The following is a 19,952-nucleotide window of genomic DNA, read 5'->3' on the forward strand; positions in this document are numbered from 1 at the left end:
AAGTTGGCGATGAAACCTTGTATGCGCAAGGCCCTACTCCCCGGCCATCTATTGGGGCAGCGCCGCCAGCACGTCGCGGGTGAAGGCGACGATATCGAACCCGCTGCCGCCGTCCGGGTCCTCCCCGCGCCGGACGATAACGACGTCGCGGCTGGGCACTACGACGACGTATTGCCCGCGGTTGCCCTGCGCGGCGATGGTGTCGGCGGGAATGCCCTCGCTGTTGTTCATCAGCCACCACCCCGCACCGTAGCCGAGCGCGCCGCCGGGCTGCGGACCGCTTGGGGTGGAGACGTAGTCGACCCAGCCCTCGGGCAGCACACGGGTGCCGCGCCAGACGCCGTCGTTGAGGTAGAGCTGGCCGAAGCGCGCAAGGTCGGCGGCCGTGGTCCAGACCTGGCTGGAGAGAATGTAGTCGCCCTGCCAGTCCGTCTCCGCGACAGTCTGGTGCATGCCAAGGAAATTGAAGAGTTCAGCGGGGGGATGCTCGGCGAAACCTGGGCTGATGGCGACAACCGCCGCGAGTGTATCGTTGTTGGCGTAGCGGAAAGTGCTGCCGGGGGGATTGATCAGCGGCCAGCCAAGCGCGCTCTCGCCCACGGTCGTGCCACCGAGATAGAGCGGATCGGTGCGGCTGCCGGGCGTATCGGAATACCGGCCCGATGCCATGCGAAGAAGCTGGTCTATGGTAATGGCCCGGCGCGGATCGCTCTCGGACAACCCAAGCCCCGCCGAGGCCTCCACGGTTACCTCGCCGCGCCGGACCGCAACGCCGACCAGCGTGGCCGCCATGCTCTTGGCGACCGACCATGTGCGCTGCGGCAAGTTCGCGTCGAAACCGGGCGCGAAAGCCTCACCCAAGGTCACATCGCCCTGTCGTACGAGCACTGCGGTGGTGCGCGCATCGGCGCCGTATCCTCCGCCCATCGCCCCGCGCGCCACTTCGTCGACGCGGCGCACGATACGACGGCTCAAGGGATAGACGCTCTCGTCGCCGACGCGGTCGATCGGCATGGAGCGAGGTTCTTCGGTGGTCGGCGCATCGGCCCCGATCGGCAGCAGCGAGCAGCCCGTCATCGCATGGGCCACCGCCACGCGCGCCGGCATGGTTTCGCTCCAGTCGACGGCGACGTAATCAAGCGAGGTATCGGTCCCGTATTCGAGCCGGTGCTCGAGCGTGCGAACGATCGGGTCGAGTGCGGAGTAGACCCCGGTAAGCTCCCACTCTTCAATCGACGCGGCATCGCGCACGTGGCGCGCATCGGAGTTAAGTGCGCCGCACAGGAACAGCGCCTTGTATCCCGCTGCCAGCGCGCGGTCGTATCGGGCATCGAGGTCGGCCTGCGACTGGGCGAGCGCGGGCGTGGCGAAAAGCAGCGCGGCGGCTGCAAGGGTATGGCGGATCATGCGCGTCACTCTGGCATTACTCGCGCAAAAGAAAAGGGCCGTCGGATCGCTCCGACGGCCCCGCTTGTCTTGTAGGCAAAGACTTAGGCGTCCTCGTACTCGTCCTCGTTCATCACCGGGCCCGAATCCTGGCCCTTGGCGTCAACGTCGCGGTCGACGAATTCGATGATCGCCATCTGCACGGCGTCGCTCTGGCGAATGCCGGCCTTGATGATGCGGGTGTAGCCGCCTTCACGGTCGGCATAGCGTTCGGCCAGAACGTCGAACAGTTTCACCAACTGCGCGTCGTCAAGCAGGCGGGCGTGCGCGAGGCGACGATTGCTGAGGCCACCGCGCTTGGCGAGGGTCACCAGCTTTTCCACGTAGGGGCGCAGTTCCTTCGCCTTGGCGACGGTGGTGGTGATCTGCTCGTGCTTGATGAGCGCGGCCGCCATGTTGCGGAACATCGCGATGCGATGCTGGCTCTTGCGGCTGAGCTTGCGGCCCTTGATACCGTGACGCATTGTATTTCACTCCGTTCGTAGGGGGGCCGTGTGAGGTACCCCGATCCCGGTGGCCGCTTGAGGGGGACCACCACTACCCTTTGTGCCAAGCCGTCACGGGAGTAAATCCCGTGACGTCGAACGGGCCGAGGCCCGCCGGCCGGCTTCGCTTCAGCTCGCCCCAAGCCACGGCTTGGCGGCGTCGAAGCTTCAGCCGAGAAGTTCCTGTTCGAGCTTCTTGGCCATTTCCTCGATGTTCTCGGGCGGCCATCCGGGGATGTCCATGCCGAGGCGCAAGCCCATGCTGGAGAGCACTTCCTTGATCTCGTTCAAGGACTTGCGGCCGAAGTTCGGGGTGCGCAGCATCTCGGCCTCGGTCTTCTGGACCAGGTCGCCGATGTAGATGATGTTGTCGTTCTTGAGGCAGTTGGCGGAACGGACCGACAGCTCGAGCTCGTCCACCTTCTTGAGAAGGTAGCGGTTGAGCTGGTTGGTGTCGCTTTCCTGCGGCTCGGCGGCGAGACCGATCATGGTGCTCTGCGGCTGCGGGATGCCGTCCTCGAAGTGGACGAACAGCGTCAGCTGGTCCTGCAGGATGCGCGCGGCATAGGCCACGGCGTCCTCGGGCGTGACAGTGCCGTCGGTCTCGACCGTGAGGCTGAGCTTGTCGAAGTCGAGTTCCTGGCCCACGCGAGCGTTCTCGACCTTGTAGCTCACCTGCTTGATCGGCGAATACAGCGAGTCGATCGGGATCAGGCCGATCGGCGCGTCCACCGGACGGTTCGACACGGCGGGGACGTAGCCCTTGCCGGTATCCGCGGTCAGCTCCATGTTGAGCGTCGCGCCCTCGTCGAGGTGGCAGATCACCAGGTCCTTGTTCAGCACCTCGATGTCGCCGGTCACGGCGATGTCGCCGGCGGTGACTTCACCCGGGCCGGTGGCGGAAAGCTGCAGGCGCTTGGCACCCTCACCTTCCATCTTGAGCGCGATCTGCTTCACGTTGAGCACGATGTCGGTCACGTCCTCGCGCACGCCGGCGAGCGAGGAGAACTCGTGCAGCACGTTCTCGATCTTGATCGAGGTGATGGCAGCGCCCTGCAGCGAGGACAGCAGCACGCGGCGCAGCGCGTTGCCGAGCGTCAGGCCGTAGCCGCGCTCGAGCGGTTCGGCCACGAAGGTGGCCTTGCGCTTCTTGTCGCCGCCTTCCTTGACCTCGAGGGTGTTGGGCTTCTTGAGTTCCTGCCAGTTCTTGGTGTTGACGGACATGGACTTCCCCTAGTTAGGATTTCTGGCGCAAAGGCCGCGGAGCGCTGATGCGCCGCGGCCGATGCGAATGACTGGTTGCGGAAGTTGCCTCCCGCGGCAGGCTTCGATCAGACGCGGCGACGCTTGGACGGCCGCACGCCGTTGTGCGGGATCGGCGTGACGTCGCGGATCGAGGTGATGGTGAAACCCACCGCCTGCAGGGCGCGCAGCGCGCTCTCGCGGCCCGAGCCGGGTCCCTTGATCTCCACCTCGAGGGTGCGCACACCGTGCTCGGCGGCCTTCTTGCCGGCATCGTCGGCGGCGACCTGCGCGGCGTAGGGAGTCGACTTGCGGCTGCCCTTGAAGCCCATCATGCCGGCGCTGGACCAGCTGATCGCGTTGCCCTGCGCGTCGGTGATGGTGATCATGGTGTTGTTGAAGCTGGCGTTGACGTGCGCCACGCCGCTGGAGATGTTCTTCTTGTCACGGCGCCGGATACGGCCTGGTTCGCGTGCCATCGTTCAAATTCCTCGTGTCTCGAGAGAAGGTAAAAGCGTGTCGGGAAACCCGACGGCTTACTTCTTCTTGCCGGCGATCGGCTTGGCCTTGCCCTTGCGGGTGCGGGCATTGGTGTGGGTGCGCTGACCGCGAACGGGCAGGCCCTTGCGATGACGCAGGCCGCGATAGCAGGCGAGGTCCATCAGGCGCTTTATGTTCATCGCGGTATCGCGACGAAGATCGCCCTCGACCTGGTAGTCGGCGTCGATCGTCTCACGGATCTGCAGCACCTCGGCGTCGGTCAGGTCCTGGACGCGGCGGGCGTGATCGATGCCCAGCTTGTCGACGATCTTCGTCGCGGTCGCAGGGCCGATACCGTGAATGTAGGTCAGCGCGACGATCACGCGCTTGTTGGTGGGGATGTTGATCCCGGCAATACGAGCCACTTATTTCTCCATGCTCCACAGGGCATTACGGCTTTGGGGCCGACCCTATCTCATCGCGGTCTGCACCCGTCCGCCGGAACCGGATGCCCTTGCCGAAGGCGGGCACGATGGCTGCCGCCTGCAAGGAATCCGATCGCGATGGACGAATGAGGTGCGCAGATAGGGTGATTCCCCTTCCACGTCAACAGGCCGGGTGAACGAACGGAACGAGCCAGCGGTGATCCGCTGCCCGCACCCGCGTCCGCGTCGTGACAGGGGCTATAACGCCGTTTGAGGCGCTAGTCAAAATCCCTCATTCCGAGGCTGCCGCGCCGCCCGCGGCAACGGCGGCGGCGAGGCGGTTCATCTGCTCGCTCATAACCATGTCGACCACCGGCGCGACCTCCGGCAACGCGAAGCGGGAATAGCCGCCGACGACGTAGGTCCACTCGATCCGCGTCCCCTCCCCGTCCGCTTCAAGCTCGACAGTCAGCGTGCCGGTCAGCGCCTCACCCTGCAACGGACCGAAGGCACCCGAAAGGCGCAGCATCTCGCCAGGCACGGAGCGGATCACTCGGGCGTGTTCGACGAAGGTCGCGGGGCTGGTCGTGTTCTCCGGATCGCCACTCACGATCTCGCAGAAGCAGCCGCCGGGCCCAAGGCTGAGGAAGAGCCGATCGGCCTCGCCATACCAGCTGTGCTGCGGATTCCAGTAGAGCGAGGGGTGCACCAGCACGTCCCATACCGCTTCGCGCGGCGCGGCGACGGTCACGCTGTCGCGCGTGGCGAAGCCGCCCTCGCCGCTCGCGACAACCTCCGCCGCGGCAGGTGCCCCGACCAGCAGTCCCAGGGCAGCGATGGTGATGATGGCGGCGTGCATGGCTATCCCTCCTTGGCGTGGCCTAGGGATAGCCGCCCGATCAGGCGGAGGCCAAGACCTTCTCGATGGCCGAGGTCACGTCGCCTATTGCGGCCATACCGTCCACCCGCTGCACGATGCCGCGCTCCTCGTAGATGGGCAGGATCGGCGCGGTCTTGGCGCGGTATTCGGCCATACGGGTGCGGACCGTTTCCTCGGTGTCGTCGGGACGCCGCTTGAAATCGGTCGAGCCGCACTTGTCGCAGACCCCGGCAACCTCGGGCTGCTTGTAGCGGTCGTGGTAACCCTCGCCGCATTTGGCACAGGTGAAGCGCCCGGTGATGCGATCCACCAGCGCATCCTCGTCCACCGCGAGCTCGATCACGTGGTCGAGTTCGCGCCCGTGTTTCCCGAGGATTTCGTCGAGCGAGTGCGCCTGGGCGGCCGTGCGCGGATACCCGTCGAAGATGGCCCCGACGTGTTCTCCCATCGCCAGCAGCTCGGCATCGATCAGTGCGGAGACGATCTCGTCCGAGACGAGCTCTCCGCGTTCCATCACGGCCTTCGCCTGAAGGCCGACGGGCGTTTCCGCCTTGACCGCGGCGCGCAGCATGTCGCCGGTGGAGAGTTGACGCATCCCGTGATGCTCGACCAGCAGGTTGGCCTGCGTGCCCTTGCCCGCCCCGGGAGGGCCGAGAAGAATGATATTCATGCCCGCGCGACTCCCCGCTGCTGCAAGCCAGTGCGCTAGCCTAGCGCATCCGTCCCTTCAACTTCGCCTTCTTGATCAGGTCGCCATACTGGTGTGCCAGCAGATGCGACTGGATCTGGCTGATGGTGTCCACCGTCACGTTGACCACGATCAGCAGGCTGGTGCCGCCAAGGAACAGCGGGATGCCCGTCTGCGCGATGCCCCATTCAGGAATGACGCAGACCAGCGTCAGGTAGATCGCACCGATCACGGTGATGCGGGTGAGGACGTAGTCGAGATACTCGGCCGTCCGCTTGCCCGGACGGATGCCGGGGATGAAACCACCCTGCTTCTTCAGGTTCTCGGCGGTGTCCTCCGGGTTGAAGACCACGGCGGTGTAGAAGAACGAGAAGAAGATGATGCCCGCGGCGTAAAGCGCCATGTAGAGCGGCTGCCCGTGTGCGAGGTACTGGTTGAGGCTCTGCACGAAGGCGCCGCTGGTCGTGGTCGTGTCGATCGAGTTGCCGGCGAACTGCGTGATCGTCAGCGGCAGCAGCAGCAGCGAGCTGGCGAAGATCGGCGGGATCACACCCGCGGTGTTGAGCTTGAGCGGAAGGTGGCTGCGGTCGGCCTGCATTCCGCCGCGCTGCGTCGCACGCTTGGGATACTGGATCAGCAGCCGCCGCTGGGCACGCTCCATGAAGCAGATGGCGAGGATCAGGCCGACGAGCATGACGAGGAAGCCGCCGATGACGACGCCGCTGATCGAGCCGGTGCGACCGCCTTCGAACAGGTTCGCGGTAAAGGTCGGGAACTGGGCGACGATGCCCGCCATGATGATGAGCGAGACGCCGTTGCCAATGCCGCGACTGGTGATCTGTTCGCCCAGCCACAGGAGGAACATGGTGCCGCCGACGAGGTTGATGACGGCCACGATACGGAACATGATGCCGGGTTCGACGACGGCGGGAAGACCGCTCTGCGCGGCGTAGGCCTCGAGCCCGCTGGCGAGGAACCAGCCCTGGATTGCGCACAGCAACACCGCGCCATAGCGGGTGTACTGGTTTAGCTTCTTGCGCCCGGCCTCGCCTTCCTTTTTCAGGGCCAGCAGGCTGGGGTGCAGCGAGGCGGCCATCTGCACCACGATTGATGCCGTGATGTAGGGCATCACACCGAGCGCAATCAGGCTCATCCGCTCGAGCGAGCCGCCCGAGAACATGTTGAACATGTCGAGGATGCCGCCGCGGGTCTGGTCGTAGAGATCGCTTAGCGCGGCGGGATTGACGCCCGGCAGCGGCACGAAGCTGAGGAAGCGGAAAACGATCAGCGCGCCGATCGTGAACCAGATGCGCTGCTTGAGCTCGGTCGCCTTCGAGAAGTTGGCGAAACTGAGCGAGCTGGCGATATTGTCGGCGCGCGATGCCATAGAATGTGTTCGATCCTGGTCTGTCGCCGGTCCCTCCCGGCTTGAGGAAGGCTAGATAGGGTGGCGCGGGCCCGATGTCGAACCCGCGCCGCCTAATTTCCGATCAGGCCTTGGCCTTCTTGGCGCGCTCGGCTTTGTTGGCCTCGGCGCGGGCCGCCTTCTTCTCGTGCTCGGGCTTACCCTTGTCGATGACTTCCACCGAACCGCCGGCCTTCTCGACCGCCTCGATGGCGCCCTTGGAGGCACCGGCGACCTTGAAGGTGAGCTTTGCGGTCAGCTCGCCCTTGCCGAGCAGGCGCACGCCGTCCTTGCCGCCGCGGGCCACGCCGGCCGCCTTCAGCGCGTCGTGGTCCACAGTGCCGTTGCCATCCAGCTTGCCGGCATCGACCAGCTTCTGGATCATGCCCAGGTTCACCTCGGCATAGTCCTTGGCGAAGGAATTGTTGAAGCCGCGCTTCGGCAGGCGCATGTGGAGCGGCATCTGGCCGCCCTCGAAGCCCTTGATGGCCACGCCCGAACGGCTCTTCTGGCCCTTCTGGCCGCGGCCGCCGGTCTTGCCCTTGCCCGAGCCGATGCCTCGACCCACGCGGATACGGGTCTTGCGGGCACCTTCGTTGTCGCGGATGTCGTTCAGTTTCATGTCTTGCACTCGCTTTCGCTTTGTTCGCGCTATTGGGAAGGTGGGGCCTTTAGATCTCCATCGAACCTTTGTCACCACTGAATGACGGTCTGGCAAAAATTGCTTGCCGAGAAACGTTCGTCCGTGCGAAATCAGGTATTCCCCCAAACACTTGGAACCTGTCTGTCATGGCCACAGCAACTCGGCTTGCACTCGTCCGTTCTCTCAGCCCACTTCGACAGCTGCGCGGCGGTGAAAGGGTAGCTCGCGCGCTCGTGCCGCAAATGGCGGGCGAGGAGATTGTCGTCGAAAACGATGGCATCAAAATTACCTGCGATTTATCGAGCTATATCGAATGGCAGATCGCAACATTAAAGGGCTATGAGACGCGGCAGAAACAGATATTCTTATCTGTTATTCCGCAGCATAGAAGGAGAAATTTGCTAGACATTGGCGCCAATATTGGCGGGCATAGCCTAACGTTTGCCAGATTTTTCGATAAGGTCATCGCATTCGAACCAAATCCAGAAATTTTCTCCAGGCTTCAGGGAAATATTACTCGAAACTCTGGGCTTAATATCGACCCAATGCCGATGGGTCTCGCGGATAGAGCCGATACGCTCGTTTTCTATCAGCCACCGGCTGGCTGTGGCGGACAAGGGGTGGGGAGCTTCGACCCTGATTTCGCCCCTAACAACGCGATCGAGGTTCGTCTGCCAGTTGCGCGCGGTGACGACGTCGTGAAAGATCAGGGTTTAAACCCAGTCGATGCCATCAAAATTGATGTTCAGGGATTTGAACCGCAGGTCCTAATGGGCTTGGCTGATACAATTGCACAGGACAAACCGATCATTTGGGCTGAATTTTCGGAATCCACTCTTAGAGGATTGCAAGCTAGCGGATCCAGGATGTCTCAGATCCTAGCAGGATATCGCATGTATAAGTTTGCTCCCGCCCTGAAATTTGGCTTGATACATCGGGTCAAATTGGAGCCTTGTGATGGCATCCACTCAAGTGAAGAGGCAGATTACCTCTTCCTGCCACCCGATGTTGACAAACTAATGCGGGCCGCGTCGTTATAACGCGGCCCGCATAGCGTCAGTCGACAATCTGTACCAGGTGCGGCACCTTGCGCACGGCACCGCGAACCTCGGCGGTGTCCTGCAGCTCCACGACCTTGTGCATCTTGTTGAGGCCCAGGCCGATGAGGATCTTGCGCTGGTCCTTGGGACGACGGATCGGCGAGCCGATCTGCTTGATCTTGATGGTAGCCATTGTCCGTTACTCCGCGATCGCCGCGGCGTCGGCTTCCGCCTCGACCGCGCTCGCCCCGCCGCGGCCGAGCAGGTCGGCGACCTTCTTGCCGCGACGCTGGGCCACCGACTTCGGCGACGACTGGTTGACCAGCGCGTCGAAAGTGGCGCGGATCATGTTGTAGGGGTTGCTGGTGCCGATCGACTTGGTGACCACGTCGTGGACGCCGAGGCTCTCGAACACGGCACGCATCGGTCCGCCGGCGATGATGCCGGTACCCGCCGGGGCCGAACGCACGTTCACCCGGCCGGCGCCGAAGTGGCCCTTGCCGTCGTGGTGCAGCGTACGACCGTCCTTCAGGGGGACGCGGATCATCTTCTTCTTCGCAGCGGCGGTGGCCTTGTTGATGGCTTCCGGCACTTCGCGGGCCTTGCCGTGGCCGAAACCCACCCGGCCCTTGCCGTCACCCACTACGACCAGCGCGGCGAAACCGAAGCGCTTGCCGCCCTTCACCACCTTGGCGACGCGGTTGATGTGGACGAGCTTCTCGATCAGCTCCTCGCCGCCGTCGTCGTCGCGGTTGCCGCCACGACGATCGTCGCGGCCACGGCCACGGCCACGGCCATCACGGTTGCCGTCGCGGCCGCCACGGTTGCCGTCGCGGCCGCCGCGGCTGTTGCCACGCGCTTCGCGCGGGTTGCCGTCACCCGCCTGCGCGGGATCCTGGTTGATCGAGGCCTCGGTCTCGGACGTGGTCGGCGTCGGGGTCGAGCCCGCGTTGTCCACCACGGTTTCGTTGGTGTTGTTTTCGTCGGCCATCATCAGAACTCCAGCCCGCCTTCGCGAGCGGCATCGGCCAGCGCCTTGACGCGGCCATGGAACAGGAACCCGCCGCGATCGAACACGACGGTCTTCACGCCGGCCTTGGTGGCGGCGGCTGCGATATCCTTGCCCACCTTCGCGGCGGCATCGACATTGGCACCCGACGTGTCGGAGCCAAGGGTATTGGCCGCGGCGATCGTGCGGCCGTCGACATCGTCGATGACCTGCGCGTAGATGTGCTTGCCGGTGCGGTGCACGGACAGGCGGGGCTTGCCGCCCGCACGCTTGCGCAGCGCGGTCCGCACGCGGCGGCGACGGCGTTCAAAGAGAGAGAGCTTTGCCATCTTACTTCTTCTTCCCTTCCTTGCGGAAGATAAACTCGCCGCGATACCGCACGCCCTTGCCCTTGTAGGGTTCGGGCTTGCGCCATTCGCGAACCTCGGCAGCGAACTGGCCGACCTTCTGCTTGTCGATGCCGGAGATCTCGATCGTGGTCTGATCGGGGGTCTTCACCTCGAGGCCCTCGGGCACGGTGAGGTCGACATCGTGGCTGAAGCCGAGCTGCAGCTTCAGGGACTTGCCCTGGGCCTGCGCACGGTAGCCGACGCCGGTGATGTTCAGCACCTTTTGGAAGCCGTCGGTGACGCCTTCGACCAGGTTGGACACCAGCGTGCGCTGCATGCCCCAGAACTGCCGGGCGGCGGTCGTCTTGTTGGCCGGCTGCACCGAGATCTGGCCGTCCTCGATCGAATAGTCGATGAGGTCGGACGTGCTCATCGAGAGCTCGCCCTTGGGGCCCTTCACGGTGAGGGTGCCATTGTCGATCTTGGCGGTCACTCCGTTGGGGAGCTCCACCGGACGTTTGCCGATGCGGCTCATCAGAACACCTCCGCCAGCACTTCGCCGCCGACGTTGTCGTTGCGCGCTTCGTTGTCCGAGAGCACGCCCTTCGGCGTCGAGACGATGGTGATGCCCAGGCCGTTGCGAACCGTCGGCAGCTCCTTCGAGCCCGAATAGACGCGGCGACCCGGACGCGAGACGCGGGCGATGTGCTTGATCGCCGGTTCGCCTTCGAAATACTTCAGCTCAATGCGCAGCGCCTTGTGCTTGCCGGTGGTGTCCTCGGAAAAGCCACGGATGTAGCCTTCGCGCTGGAGCACCTCGAGCACGTTTGCACGCAGACGCGACGCGGGCGAGAGGACGGAATCCTTCTTTGCCTGCTGGCCGTTGCGGATGCGGGTGAGCATGTCACCCAGGGGATCGGTCATTGCCATCCTTGGATACTCCTCACCAGCTCGACTTGGTCAGGCCCGGAATCAGGCCCTTGTTGCCGAGGTTGCGCAGCTCGATGCGGTTGACGCCGAACTTGCGATAGTAACCGCGCGGGCGGCCGGTGGTGTTGCAGCGGTTGCGCACCCGGGTGGGGTTCGCGTTGCGCGGCAGCTCGGCCAGCTTGAGGCGCGCCATAAGACGTTCGGTGTCGTCGAGCGACTCGTCGTCGGCAATCGCTTTCAGCTTCGCGTACTTGGCCGCGTACTTCTTCACGAGAGCCTTGCGCTTCTCGTTCTTGTTGATGGAACTCAGTTTCGCCATTGGACTTAAGCTCTCCTAGTGCGGCTTACGCCGCAGCCTTTTCTTCATCGGCCGACTGCTCGACCGGGAACGGGAAACCGAAGAGGCGGAGCAGCTCGCGCGCTTCCTCGTCGGTCTTGGCGGTGGTGGTGACGATGATGTCCATGCCACGCACCTTCTCGATCTTGTCGTAGCTGATCTCGGGAAAGATGATCTGCTCCTTGATGCCCATGGCGTAGTTGCCATTGCCATCGAACGACTTGGGGTTGAGGCCACGGAAATCTCGGATGCGCGGCATCGCGATGGTCACCAGGCGATCGAGGAATTCGTACATCCGGTCGCGGCGCAGGGTGACCTTGGCACCGATCGGCATGCCTTCACGCAGCTTGAACTGCGCGATCGACTTCTTCGCCTTGGTGATCACCGGCTTCTGGCCGGCGATAGCTTCCATTTCCTCGGCGGCCGTCTGGACCTTCTTCTTGTCCTGGCTCGCCTCGCCCACGCCCATGTTGAGCGTGATCTTGGACAGCTTGGGGACTTCCATCGCGTTCTTGTAACCGAACTTCTCGGTCATCGCCTTCGCGATTTCATCCGCATAGCGCTGCTTCATGCGGGGGGTGTAATCAGCCATCGATGGTCTCCCCGGACTTCACGGCGACGCGCACCTTCTTGCCGTCCTTGATTTCGAAACGGACGCGGGTGGGCTTGCCGTCCTTGTCGGCGACGGCGACGTTGCTGATCGCCATCGGGGCAGGAACGCGGTCGATACCGCCCTGCGGGTTGGTCTGGCTCGGCTTGCGGTGACGGGTCATCACGTTGATGCCTTCCACCACAACCTTGCCGTCCTTCGGCATCACGGCCTGGACGGTGCCGGTCTGGCCCTTGTCCTTGCCGGTCAGCACGACGACGGTGTCGCCCTTCTTGATCTTCGCAGCAGCCATCACAGCACCTCCGGAGCGAGCGAGATGATCTTCATGAAGCCCTTGCCGCGCAGTTCGCGCACGACCGGGCCAAAGATACGGGTGCCGATCGGCTCCTCGTTCTTGTTCACCAGCACCGCGGCATTGCTGTCGAAGCGGATCACGCTGCCGTCGGGACGACGAACGTCCTTGCGGGTGCGCACGATCACGGCGCGGTGAACGTCGCCCTTCTTCACCTTGGCACGCGGCTGGGCTTCCTTGACGGAAACCACGATCACGTCCCCGACACTCGCGGTCCGACGCTTCGAGCCACCCAGCACCTTGATGCACTGGACGCGCTTGGCGCCGCTGTTGTCCGCGACGTCGAGATTGGATTGCATCTGGATCATCGATCCGGTTCCTTCTCACTTGGCTTTCCGGGACCGGCCGCCTGGCCTGCCCGGGAGTTCCGAAAACGTCTTACTCGGCGTCCGCTTCGACCTTGTCGGTCTTGGCGTCGTCGCTCTTCTTGGTCGCCGCCTTCTTGGCAGCTTCCTTCTTCTCTTCCGGAGCACCGGTCGGCTTGGCTTCCTTCACGTCGAGTTCGGCCTCGACCTCGGTGCCCTTGCTCGCCCGCAGACGGTCGATGACCGCCCAGGTCTTGGTCTTGGAGATCGGCCGCGTCTCTTCGATGCGGACGGTATCGCCAACGACGTACTCGTTGCTCTCGTCGTGCGCGTGATACTTCTTCGAACGCTTGATGATCTTCCCGTAGAGCGGGTGCTTCACGCGGCGTTCGACCTTCACGGTCACGGTCTTGTCGGTCTTGTCGGAGGTGACGACACCGGTCAGGATACGCTTCGGCATGGTAATTCCTTACGCCTTGCTCGCTTCGCGGGTGCGTTCACCCTGAAGCGTCTTGATCTGGGCGATCTCGCGGCGGACCTCACGCACCCGGGCCGATCGCTCGAGCTGGTTGGTCGCGGCCTGGAAGCGCAGGTTGAACTGCTCCTTCTTCAGCATCACGAGGTTCTCGGCGAGCTGGTCATCGCTCTTGGTGCGAAGATCTTCCATCTTGCCGGTCTTCTTCTGGTCCTTCTTGGCCATCGTCAGGCTCCCAGGTGCGAGGTGTCACCCAGGCGGGCGACGACCTTGGTCTTGATCGGCAGCTTCATCGCGGCGCGCTGGAACGCTTCCGCGGCGAGCGGGCCGGGCACGCCGTCGAGCTCGAACAGGATCCGGCCCGGCTTAACGCGGGCGGCCCAGTATTCGATCGAGCCCTTGCCCTTGCCCTGGCGGACTTCGGCGGGCTTCTTCGACACCGGCAGGTCGGGGAACACGCGGATCCACAGACGCCCCTGGCGCTTGATGTGACGCGTGATCGCACGGCGCGCGGCCTCGATCTGGCGAGCGGTGATGCGCTCGGGTTCCATGGCCTTGAGGCCGTAGGAGCCGAAGTTCAGGTCCGTACCGCCCTTGGCAACGCCATGGATCTTGCCCTTGAAGGCCTTGCGGTACTTGGTCTTTTTCGGTTGCAGCATGGTTTTTTCCTAAATCCTGCAATCAGCGCGCGGGGCGCACGCCCGAGGTCTGCGCTTCCATCATGAGACGGTCCTGCGCCATCGGGTCGTGGGCGTAGATCTCGCCCTTGAAGATCCAGCACTTGATGCCGATTACACCATAGGCGGTCAGCGCCTCGGCTTCGGCGTAGTCGACGTTGGCGCGCAGCGTGTGCAGCGGCACGCGGCCTTCGCGATACTGCTCGGTACGGGCGATTTCGGCACCGCCCAGGCGGCCACCGCACATCACCTTGATGCCCTCGGCGCCAAGACGCATGGCCGACTGCATCGCGCGCTTCATGGCACGGCGGAAGGCGACACGGCGGACCAGCTGATCGGCGATGCCCTGGGCGACGAGCTTGGCATCGATTTCCGGCTTGCGGATTTCGACGATGTTCAGCTTGACGTCGCTGTCGGTCATCGTGGCCAGCTTGGCGCGCAGCTTCTCGATGTCGGCGCCCTTTTTGCCGATGATCACGCCGGGGCGCGCGGCATAGATGGACACGCGGCACAGCTTGGCCGGACGCTCGATCACCACCTTCGAGATCGCCGCCTGCGGCAGGGCCTCGGTGATGTACTTGCGGATGATGATGTCTTCCTTGAGCAGCTTGGCATATTCGCCGCCCTCGGCGTACCACCGGCTGTCCCAGGTACGGTTGATCTGCAGGCGCAGACCGATCGGATTGCTCTTGTGACCCATCTTACGCCTCTTCCTGCTCGCGGACGACGATCCGCAGCCGGCTGAACGGCTTGAGGATACGCGTGGACTTGCCACGGCCGCGCGTCGCGAACCGCTTCATGGTGATCGACTTGCCGACCGAGGCCTCGGCGACGACGAGCGCGTCGACGTCGAGATCGTGGTTGTTCTCGGCATTGGCGATGGCCGAGGCCAGCACCTTCTTGGCGTCGCGAGCCATGGCGCGCTTGGAGAAGGAGAGGATGTTCATCGCCTCTTCCGCCTTCTTGCCGCGGATCAGCGCCGCCACGAGGTTCAGCTTCTGCGCCGAACCACGGATGGTGGTGCCGACGGCCAGCGCCTCGTTCTCGCCTACGCGACGGGGGGACTTCGCCTTGCCCATTATCGCTTACCCTTCTTGTCGGCGGCGTGGCCGGGGAAGTTGCGCGTGGGCGCGAACTCGCCGAGCTTGTGGCCGACCATTTCCTCGCTGACCGACACGGGCACGAACTTCTGCCCGTTGTAGACGCTGAACGTCAGGCCGACGAAATCCGGCAGGATCGTCGAGCGACGCGACCAGGTCTTGATCGGCTTCGAATTGTTGGCATCCTGCGCTTCCTGCGCCTTCTTCAGAAGGTGCAGGTCGACGAACGGACCTTTCCAGACGGAGCGTGCCATGCCGGGTTACCTCTTCTTCTTCGCGTGACGCGAACGGATGATCATCTTGTCCGTCTGCTTGTTGTTGCGGGTGCGGGCACCCTTGGTCGGCTTGCCCCACGGGGTGACCGGGTGACGACCGCCGCTGGTGCGGCCTTCGCCGCCGCCGTGCGGGTGGTCGACCGGGTTCTTGGCGACGCCGCGGGTCAGCGGCTTGACGCCCATGTGGCGCTTGCGACCGGCCTTGCCCAGGTTCTGGTTCTGGTTGTCCGGGTTCGAGACCGAGCCCACGGTGCCCATGCAGTCGGCGCGCAGGTAACGCTGCTCACCGCTGTTCAGGCGTACGATCACCATGCCGCGGTCACGGCCGACCAGCTGTACGTAGGTACCGGCCGAGCGGGCGATCTGACCGCCCTTGCCCGGCTTCATCTCCACGTTGTGGATGATGGTGCCGACGGGCATCTGGCCCAGCAGCATCGCGTTGCCCGGCTTGGTGTCGACCTTCTCGCCGGCCACGACCTTGTCGCCGGGGGCGAGGCGGTTGGGGGCGATGATGTAGGCCAACTCACCGTCGTCATACTTGACGAGCGCGATGAAGGCGGTGCGGTTGGGATCGTACTCGATCCGCTCCACGGTGCCTTCGACATCCCACTTGCGGCGCTTGAAGTCGATGTAACGATACTTCTGCTTGTTGCCGCCGCCCTTGCCGCGCGAGGTGACGTGGCCCTTGTTGTTGCGGCCGCCGGTCTTGCGCTTGCCTTCGGTCAGCGCCTTGACGGGGCCGCCCTTGTGCAGGCCGCTCTTGTCGACCAGGACCAGGGCGCGGCGCGCCGGGCTCGTCGGTTTGTAGTTCTTCAGTGCCATGGGATCAGCTCACGCCTTCGGTGATGTCAACCGACTGGCCTTCGGCCAGGGTGACGATCGCCTTCTTCATATCGGTGCGCTTGTAGGGCTTGCCCTTCCAGCGCTTCGACTTGCCCTTCACCACCATCGTGTTCACGCCCGCGACCTTGACGTCGTACAGCGCTTCCACGGCGGCCTTGATCTGCGGCTTGGTCGCATCGTTCGCCACCTTGAAGACGATCGCGTTGTTCTCGGACAGTAGCGTCGACTTCTCGGTGATGTGCGGGGCGCGGATCACGTCGTAGTGACGGGCGTCCATTTCCTGCTTCTTGGCCATTACTTAGCACCTCCGGCCGGGGCGAAACGCGCCTCCAGCTTTTCGATCGCGTCGGTGGTCAGCACCAGCGTGTCGTGGTTGAGGATGTCGTAGACGTTGGCGCCCATCGCCGGCAGCACGTTCACGCCGCGCAGGTTGCGGGCGGACTTGGCGAAGCCGTCATCCACGCTCTCGCCGCCGATGACCAGCACCTTGCCGTTCCAGCCGTTCTTGTCGAAATGGCCCTTGAGCGCCTTGGTCTTGGCATCCTTCAGTTCGAGGCTGTCGACAATCACGAGACCGTCCTTAGCCTTGCTCGACAGGGCCATCTTCAGGCCGAGCGCGCGCACCTTCTTGTTGAGCTGCTGCTCGAAGTCGCGCTTGCGGGCACCGTGGGCCTTGCCGCCGCCGATGAAGATCGGAGCCGCGCGGTCGCCGTGGCGAGCCGTGCCGCCGCCCTTCTGGCGACCCCACTTCTTGCCCGTGCGGGCCACGTCCGAACGCTCGCGCGTCGGGCGGGCGGTGGCACGGCGGTTCTCGAGCTGCCAGGTGACGACGCGATGCAGGATGTCGGCACGCGGCTCGACACCGAACACGTCGTCGGCCAGTTCGACCTCCGAGCCCTTGCCCGAGACGGCGCTGCCGTCGATTTTCTGGACCTTGACCTTCACGATCAGGACTCCTTGCTCTCGTCCGAGGCAGCGGTATCGCCACCTTCGGTCGCAGTGGTTTCGTCGTCGGCGCCGGCTTCCTGGGTCTTCAGCAGTTCTTCCTGCTGCTCGGCGGAAACCTGGGTCGTGACCTCGTGCTCGGCACCGCTCTCGACCAGACCGGGGGTCGCATCCTCGGTCTTCGTCTCGTCGGCGTTGCGGCGCATGGCGCCGGGGAAGGGCACGCCCTCGGGAAGCGGCAGCTTGACCGCGTCCTTGACCAGCAGCCAGCCGTTCTTCGAGCCGGGCACCGAGCCCTTGACGAAGATCAGGCCGCGGTCGGCATCGGTACGCACGACTTCCAGGTTCTGCTGGGTGCGCTGCTTGTCGCCCATGTGGCCGGCCATCTTCTTGTTCTTGAAGACCTTGCCCGGATCCTGGCGGTTACCGGTCGAACCGTGCGAACGGTGGCTGACCGAGACGCCGTGGGTGGCGCGCAGACCGCCGAAGCCCCAGCGCTTCATGGCGCCGGCAAAGCCCTTGCCGACGGTGTGGCCGGTGACGTCGACCATCTGGCCGGCGATGAAATGGTCCGCGGTAATCGTCGCGCCGACGGGAAGGAGGCCTTCCTCGTTATCGACGCGGAACTCGGCGACCTTCTGCTTCAGGCCGACTTCGGCTTTGGCGAAGGCTTCGCGCTGCGGCTTGTTGACGTTCTTGTGCTTCGCTTCGCCAGCGCCGAGCTGGACAGAGAAGTAGCCGTCGCGGTCGGCCGTGCGGTTTCCGGTGACCTGGCACCCTTCCAGCGACAGGACGGTCACGGGAACGTGACGTCCGTCTTCCTGGAACAGGCGGGTCATCCCGACTTTCTTCGCGATCACGCCAGTGCGCATGATCCATGCTCCTTACAGAGGCACCCGCGGGACCATCCCATGGGTGCGTGCTCCAGCCCTGGTTGTCATGCGAAGCCCCGTCCGGGCTGAATTGCCTTCCCGGAGGAAGGCGAGACGGGGAACGCAGCCCGGACGGTTGTCCGGCGGTATTCCTTGTGTCCCGGTGCTATGTCACCGGGCGCTGTCTTCACGGTCCCTGGCGGAACCGGTTTGCCCCGGAAGCTCCGGAGCGCGTCGCTCGCTTAGGCGAGCTTGATCTCGACGTTCACGCCGGCGGCGAGGTCGAGCTTCATCAGCGCGTCGACCGTCTGGGCGTTCGGCTGCACGATGTCGAGCAGCCGCTTGTAGGTGCGGACCTCGAACTGCTCGCGCGACTTCTTGTCGACGTGCGGACCGCGGTTCACGGTGAACTTCTCGATACGCGTCGGCATCGGAATCGGACCACGGATCAGCGCGCCGGTGCGGCGGGCGGTATCGGCAATCTCTCCGGTAGCCTGGTCGAGCACGCGGTGATCGAAGGCCTTGAGGCGAATGCGGATATTCTGAGCGTCCATGTTCCAACTACCGATGCGAAAGAGCCAAATGACGGCCTGAACCGCCACAAAACAAAAAGGCCCGCCCCGCTGCTGTCCGGTTTCCCGTCGCGGGCGGCCTTCCCGTGAATTTCGTTTGCCGGGTGTCCGATGAATCACCGAATCCCCGTCTGTGGAGGCGCCTATACGGGGTGATCCCGCCGCTGACAACCCCCGTTTCCGGGGATTTTCAGCTTCCCGGCCCGCCTGCTGCGACGCGCCGGAAAGGTGCTTCTATAAAACGGCAAGGGCCCGCCCCTCGCATTGAGGAACGGGCCCTGACCTTACCTGCCCCGGAGGGCGGGACTTACTTGGTGATCTTCGCGACCACGCCCGAGCCGACGGTGCGGCCGCCTTCGCGGATGGCGAAGCGCAGGCCTTCGTCCATGGCGATCGGGGCGATCAGCTTGACGCCGATCGACACATTGTCGCCGGGCATGACCATCTCGGTGCCTTCCGGCAGGACCACTTCGCCCGTCACGTCGGTCGTGCGGAAGTAGAACTGCGGACGGTAGTTGGCGAAGAACGGCGTGTGACGGCCACCCTCGTCCTTCGAGAGGACGTAGACCTCGGCATCGAAGTCGGTGTGCGGGTTCACGGTGCCGGGCTTGGCCAGGACCTGGCCGCGCTCGACGTCGTCACGGCCGGTGCCGCGCAGCAGGGCGCCGATGTTGTCGCCGGCTTCGCCGCGGTCGAGCAGCTTGCGGAACATTTCCACGCCGGTGACGGTGGTCTTCTGCGTGTCGCGGATACCGATGATCTCGATTTCGTCGCCGACGTTGACAACGCCGGTCTCGACACGCCCGGTCACCACGGTGCCGCGGCCCGAGATCGAGAACACGTCCTCGATCGGCATCAGGAAGGCCTGGTCCACGGGACGCTCCGGCTGCGGGATGTGCTCGTCGACGGCGTTCATGAGCTCGATGATCGAGTTCTTGCCGATCTCGTCGTCACGGCCTTCGAGGGCGGCCAGGGCCGAACCCTTGACGATGGCGATGTTGTCGCCATCGAAGTCGTAGCTCGAGAGCAGCTCGCGGACTTCCAGCTCGACCAGCTCGAGGATTTCCTCGTCGTCGACCTGGTCGACCTTGTTCATGTACACGACCAGCGCCGGCACGCCGACCTGACGGGCGAGCAGGATGTGCTCGCGGGTCTGCGGCATCGGGCCGTCGGCGGCGTTCACGACCAGGATCGCGCCGTCCATCTGGGCGGCACCGGTGATCATGTTCTTCACGTAGTCGGCGTGGCCCGGGCAGTCGACGTGCGCGTAGTGGCGCGCCTCGGTCTCGTACTCGACGTGCGCGGTCGAGATGGTGATGCCGCGCTCGCGCTCCTCGGGAGCCTTGTCGATGTTGGCGAAGTCGACGGCTTCACCGCCGTTGACCTCGGCCATCACCTTGGTGATCGCGGCGGTCAGCGTGGTCTTGCCATGGTCGACGTGACCGATGGTGCCGATGTTGCAGTGCGGCTTGTTCCGCTCGAATTTTGCCTTACCCATGTCTCTAAAACCTCTGTTAGTCAGAAAATGATTGTCACCGGTCCGGAGCGGCACCTGCTGAATCAGGCGCCGCCCCTAGACGCTTGGCC

At 64.2% G+C, this 19,952-nt stretch carries 30 protein-coding genes and 1 pseudogene; 1 reads left to right on the forward strand and 30 read right to left on the reverse strand.

Going from position 1 to position 19,952, the window contains the following annotated elements; translation table 11 throughout:
* Positions 1-48: 48 nt before the first annotated feature.
* The 9 genes from AAW00_RS05725 to rplO all read right to left on the reverse strand — a co-directional run bounded on the left by AAW00_RS05725 (position 49) and on the right by rplO (position 7,673).
* Positions 49-1,407, reverse strand: coding sequence for a serine hydrolase domain-containing protein (locus AAW00_RS05725; protein WP_047003263.1), 1,359 nt, complete (start codon positions 1,405-1,407; stop codon positions 49-51).
* Between the two features lie 83 nt (positions 1,408-1,490).
* Positions 1,491-1,910: a 50S ribosomal protein L17 gene (rplQ, locus tag AAW00_RS05730; protein WP_047003264.1), complete on the reverse strand. Its 420-nt coding sequence runs from the start codon at positions 1,908-1,910 to the stop codon at positions 1,491-1,493.
* 189 nt (positions 1,911-2,099) lie between these two features.
* Positions 2,100-3,155, reverse strand: coding sequence for a DNA-directed RNA polymerase subunit alpha (locus tag AAW00_RS05735; protein ID WP_047003265.1), 1,056 nt, complete (start codon positions 3,153-3,155; stop codon positions 2,100-2,102).
* Between the two features lie 107 nt (positions 3,156-3,262).
* Positions 3,263-3,652, reverse strand: coding sequence for a 30S ribosomal protein S11 (gene rpsK / locus AAW00_RS05740; RefSeq protein WP_047003266.1), 390 nt, complete (start codon positions 3,650-3,652; stop codon positions 3,263-3,265).
* A 57-nt stretch (positions 3,653-3,709) separates the two neighbouring features.
* A complete protein-coding gene (rpsM, locus tag AAW00_RS05745) occupies positions 3,710-4,078 on the reverse strand; it encodes a 30S ribosomal protein S13 (protein ID WP_047003267.1) in 369 nt (122 codons plus the stop codon).
* 292 nt (positions 4,079-4,370) lie between these two features.
* Positions 4,371-4,937 (reverse strand): SRPBCC family protein, encoded by a 567-nt coding sequence (locus AAW00_RS05750; RefSeq protein WP_047003268.1) that lies wholly within the window; start codon positions 4,935-4,937, stop codon positions 4,371-4,373.
* A gap of 40 nt (positions 4,938-4,977) precedes the next feature.
* Positions 4,978-5,628: an adenylate kinase gene (locus AAW00_RS05755; protein ID WP_047003269.1), complete on the reverse strand. Its 651-nt coding sequence runs from the start codon at positions 5,626-5,628 to the stop codon at positions 4,978-4,980.
* Between the two features lie 40 nt (positions 5,629-5,668).
* A complete protein-coding gene (secY, locus tag AAW00_RS05760; RefSeq protein ID WP_047003270.1) occupies positions 5,669-7,033 on the reverse strand; it encodes a preprotein translocase subunit SecY in 1,365 nt (454 codons plus the stop codon).
* 103 nt (positions 7,034-7,136) lie between these two features.
* Positions 7,137-7,673 carry a 50S ribosomal protein L15 gene (gene rplO, locus AAW00_RS05765; protein WP_047003271.1) on the reverse strand — a complete coding sequence of 179 codons (537 nt, stop codon included), beginning with the start codon at positions 7,671-7,673 and terminating at the stop codon, positions 7,137-7,139.
* Positions 7,674-7,741: 68 nt separating this feature from the next.
* Here rplO and AAW00_RS14575 point away from each other — a divergent pair, with 68 nt between their 5' ends.
* Positions 7,742-8,734: an FkbM family methyltransferase gene (locus AAW00_RS14575; protein ID WP_156169934.1), complete on the forward strand. Its 993-nt coding sequence runs from the start codon at positions 7,742-7,744 to the stop codon at positions 8,732-8,734.
* Positions 8,735-8,750: 16 nt separating this feature from the next.
* Here AAW00_RS14575 and rpmD read toward each other — a convergent pair whose 3' ends face one another.
* The 21 genes and pseudogenes from rpmD to tuf all read right to left on the reverse strand — a co-directional run bounded on the left by rpmD (position 8,751) and on the right by tuf (position 19,863).
* Positions 8,751-8,927, reverse strand: coding sequence for a 50S ribosomal protein L30 (rpmD, locus tag AAW00_RS05770; RefSeq protein WP_047003272.1), 177 nt, complete (start codon positions 8,925-8,927; stop codon positions 8,751-8,753).
* A 6-nt stretch (positions 8,928-8,933) separates the two neighbouring features.
* A complete protein-coding gene (gene rpsE / locus AAW00_RS05775) occupies positions 8,934-9,728 on the reverse strand; it encodes a 30S ribosomal protein S5 (RefSeq protein ID WP_241461642.1) in 795 nt (264 codons plus the stop codon).
* Positions 9,728-10,072: a 50S ribosomal protein L18 gene (gene rplR / locus AAW00_RS05780; protein ID WP_047003273.1), complete on the reverse strand. Its 345-nt coding sequence runs from the start codon at positions 10,070-10,072 to the stop codon at positions 9,728-9,730. Before rplR ends, rpsE begins: the two co-directional genes overlap by 1 nt.
* 1 nt (position 10,073) lies before the next feature.
* Positions 10,074-10,607 (reverse strand): 50S ribosomal protein L6, encoded by a 534-nt coding sequence (gene rplF, locus AAW00_RS05785; protein ID WP_047003274.1) that lies wholly within the window; start codon positions 10,605-10,607, stop codon positions 10,074-10,076.
* The gene (gene rpsH / locus AAW00_RS05790; protein ID WP_047003275.1) at positions 10,607-11,002 is read right to left on the reverse strand and encodes a 30S ribosomal protein S8; all 396 of its coding nucleotides are present in this window, start codon (positions 11,000-11,002) and stop codon (positions 10,607-10,609) included. The genes rplF and rpsH overlap by 1 nt, the downstream gene beginning before the upstream one ends.
* A 13-nt stretch (positions 11,003-11,015) precedes the next feature.
* Positions 11,016-11,321: a 30S ribosomal protein S14 gene (gene rpsN, locus AAW00_RS05795; protein ID WP_047003276.1), complete on the reverse strand. Its 306-nt coding sequence runs from the start codon at positions 11,319-11,321 to the stop codon at positions 11,016-11,018.
* Between the two features lie 25 nt (positions 11,322-11,346).
* Positions 11,347-11,931, reverse strand: a complete 585-nt coding sequence (gene rplE / locus AAW00_RS05800) for a 50S ribosomal protein L5 (RefSeq protein ID WP_047003277.1) — start codon at positions 11,929-11,931, stop codon at positions 11,347-11,349.
* Positions 11,924-12,241 carry a 50S ribosomal protein L24 gene (gene rplX, locus AAW00_RS05805; protein ID WP_047003278.1) on the reverse strand — a complete coding sequence of 106 codons (318 nt, stop codon included), beginning with the start codon at positions 12,239-12,241 and terminating at the stop codon, positions 11,924-11,926. Before rplX ends, rplE begins: the two co-directional genes overlap by 8 nt.
* Positions 12,241-12,609, reverse strand: coding sequence for a 50S ribosomal protein L14 (gene rplN / locus AAW00_RS05810; RefSeq protein WP_047003279.1), 369 nt, complete (start codon positions 12,607-12,609; stop codon positions 12,241-12,243). Before rplN ends, rplX begins: the two co-directional genes overlap by 1 nt.
* A 226-nt stretch (positions 12,610-12,835) precedes the next feature.
* Positions 12,836-13,066 (reverse strand): annotated as a pseudogene (rpsQ, locus tag AAW00_RS15375) (30S ribosomal protein S17); the annotation flags it as partial.
* 9 nt (positions 13,067-13,075) lie between these two features.
* A complete protein-coding gene (gene rpmC / locus AAW00_RS05820; protein WP_047003280.1) occupies positions 13,076-13,306 on the reverse strand; it encodes a 50S ribosomal protein L29 in 231 nt (76 codons plus the stop codon).
* A 2-nt stretch (positions 13,307-13,308) separates the two neighbouring features.
* Complete coding sequence (gene rplP / locus AAW00_RS05825) at positions 13,309-13,740, reverse strand: 50S ribosomal protein L16 (protein ID WP_047003281.1); 432 nt, start codon at positions 13,738-13,740, stop codon at positions 13,309-13,311.
* A gap of 22 nt (positions 13,741-13,762) precedes the next feature.
* The gene (gene rpsC, locus AAW00_RS05830) at positions 13,763-14,458 is read right to left on the reverse strand and encodes a 30S ribosomal protein S3 (RefSeq protein ID WP_047003282.1); all 696 of its coding nucleotides are present in this window, start codon (positions 14,456-14,458) and stop codon (positions 13,763-13,765) included.
* Position 14,459: 1 nt separating this feature from the next.
* Entirely contained in the window at positions 14,460-14,837 is a 378-nt protein-coding gene (rplV, locus tag AAW00_RS05835) for a 50S ribosomal protein L22 (protein WP_047003283.1), read from the reverse strand.
* On the reverse strand, positions 14,837-15,112 hold the full coding sequence (gene rpsS / locus AAW00_RS05840) for a 30S ribosomal protein S19 (protein ID WP_047003284.1): 276 nt from the start codon (positions 15,110-15,112) through the stop codon (positions 14,837-14,839). Before rpsS ends, rplV begins: the two co-directional genes overlap by 1 nt.
* Before the next feature lie 6 nt (positions 15,113-15,118).
* A complete protein-coding gene (gene rplB, locus AAW00_RS05845; protein ID WP_047003285.1) occupies positions 15,119-15,955 on the reverse strand; it encodes a 50S ribosomal protein L2 in 837 nt (278 codons plus the stop codon).
* A gap of 4 nt (positions 15,956-15,959) precedes the next feature.
* Positions 15,960-16,271, reverse strand: coding sequence for a 50S ribosomal protein L23 (locus AAW00_RS05850; protein WP_047003286.1), 312 nt, complete (start codon positions 16,269-16,271; stop codon positions 15,960-15,962).
* Complete coding sequence (gene rplD, locus AAW00_RS05855; RefSeq protein WP_047003287.1) at positions 16,271-16,921, reverse strand: 50S ribosomal protein L4; 651 nt, start codon at positions 16,919-16,921, stop codon at positions 16,271-16,273. Before rplD ends, AAW00_RS05850 begins: the two co-directional genes overlap by 1 nt.
* Positions 16,922-16,923: 2 nt before the next feature.
* The gene (gene rplC / locus AAW00_RS05860; RefSeq protein WP_047003288.1) at positions 16,924-17,793 is read right to left on the reverse strand and encodes a 50S ribosomal protein L3; all 870 of its coding nucleotides are present in this window, start codon (positions 17,791-17,793) and stop codon (positions 16,924-16,926) included.
* 242 nt (positions 17,794-18,035) lie between these two features.
* On the reverse strand, positions 18,036-18,347 hold the full coding sequence (gene rpsJ / locus AAW00_RS05865) for a 30S ribosomal protein S10 (RefSeq protein ID WP_047003289.1): 312 nt from the start codon (positions 18,345-18,347) through the stop codon (positions 18,036-18,038).
* A gap of 325 nt (positions 18,348-18,672) precedes the next feature.
* Complete coding sequence (gene tuf, locus AAW00_RS05870) at positions 18,673-19,863, reverse strand: elongation factor Tu (protein ID WP_047003290.1); 1,191 nt, start codon at positions 19,861-19,863, stop codon at positions 18,673-18,675.
* Positions 19,864-19,952: the final 89 nt, after the last annotated feature.

The sequence above is a fragment of the Aurantiacibacter luteus genome, assembly GCF_001010945.1.
Lineage (GTDB): Bacteria > Pseudomonadota > Alphaproteobacteria > Sphingomonadales > Sphingomonadaceae > Alteraurantiacibacter > Alteraurantiacibacter luteus.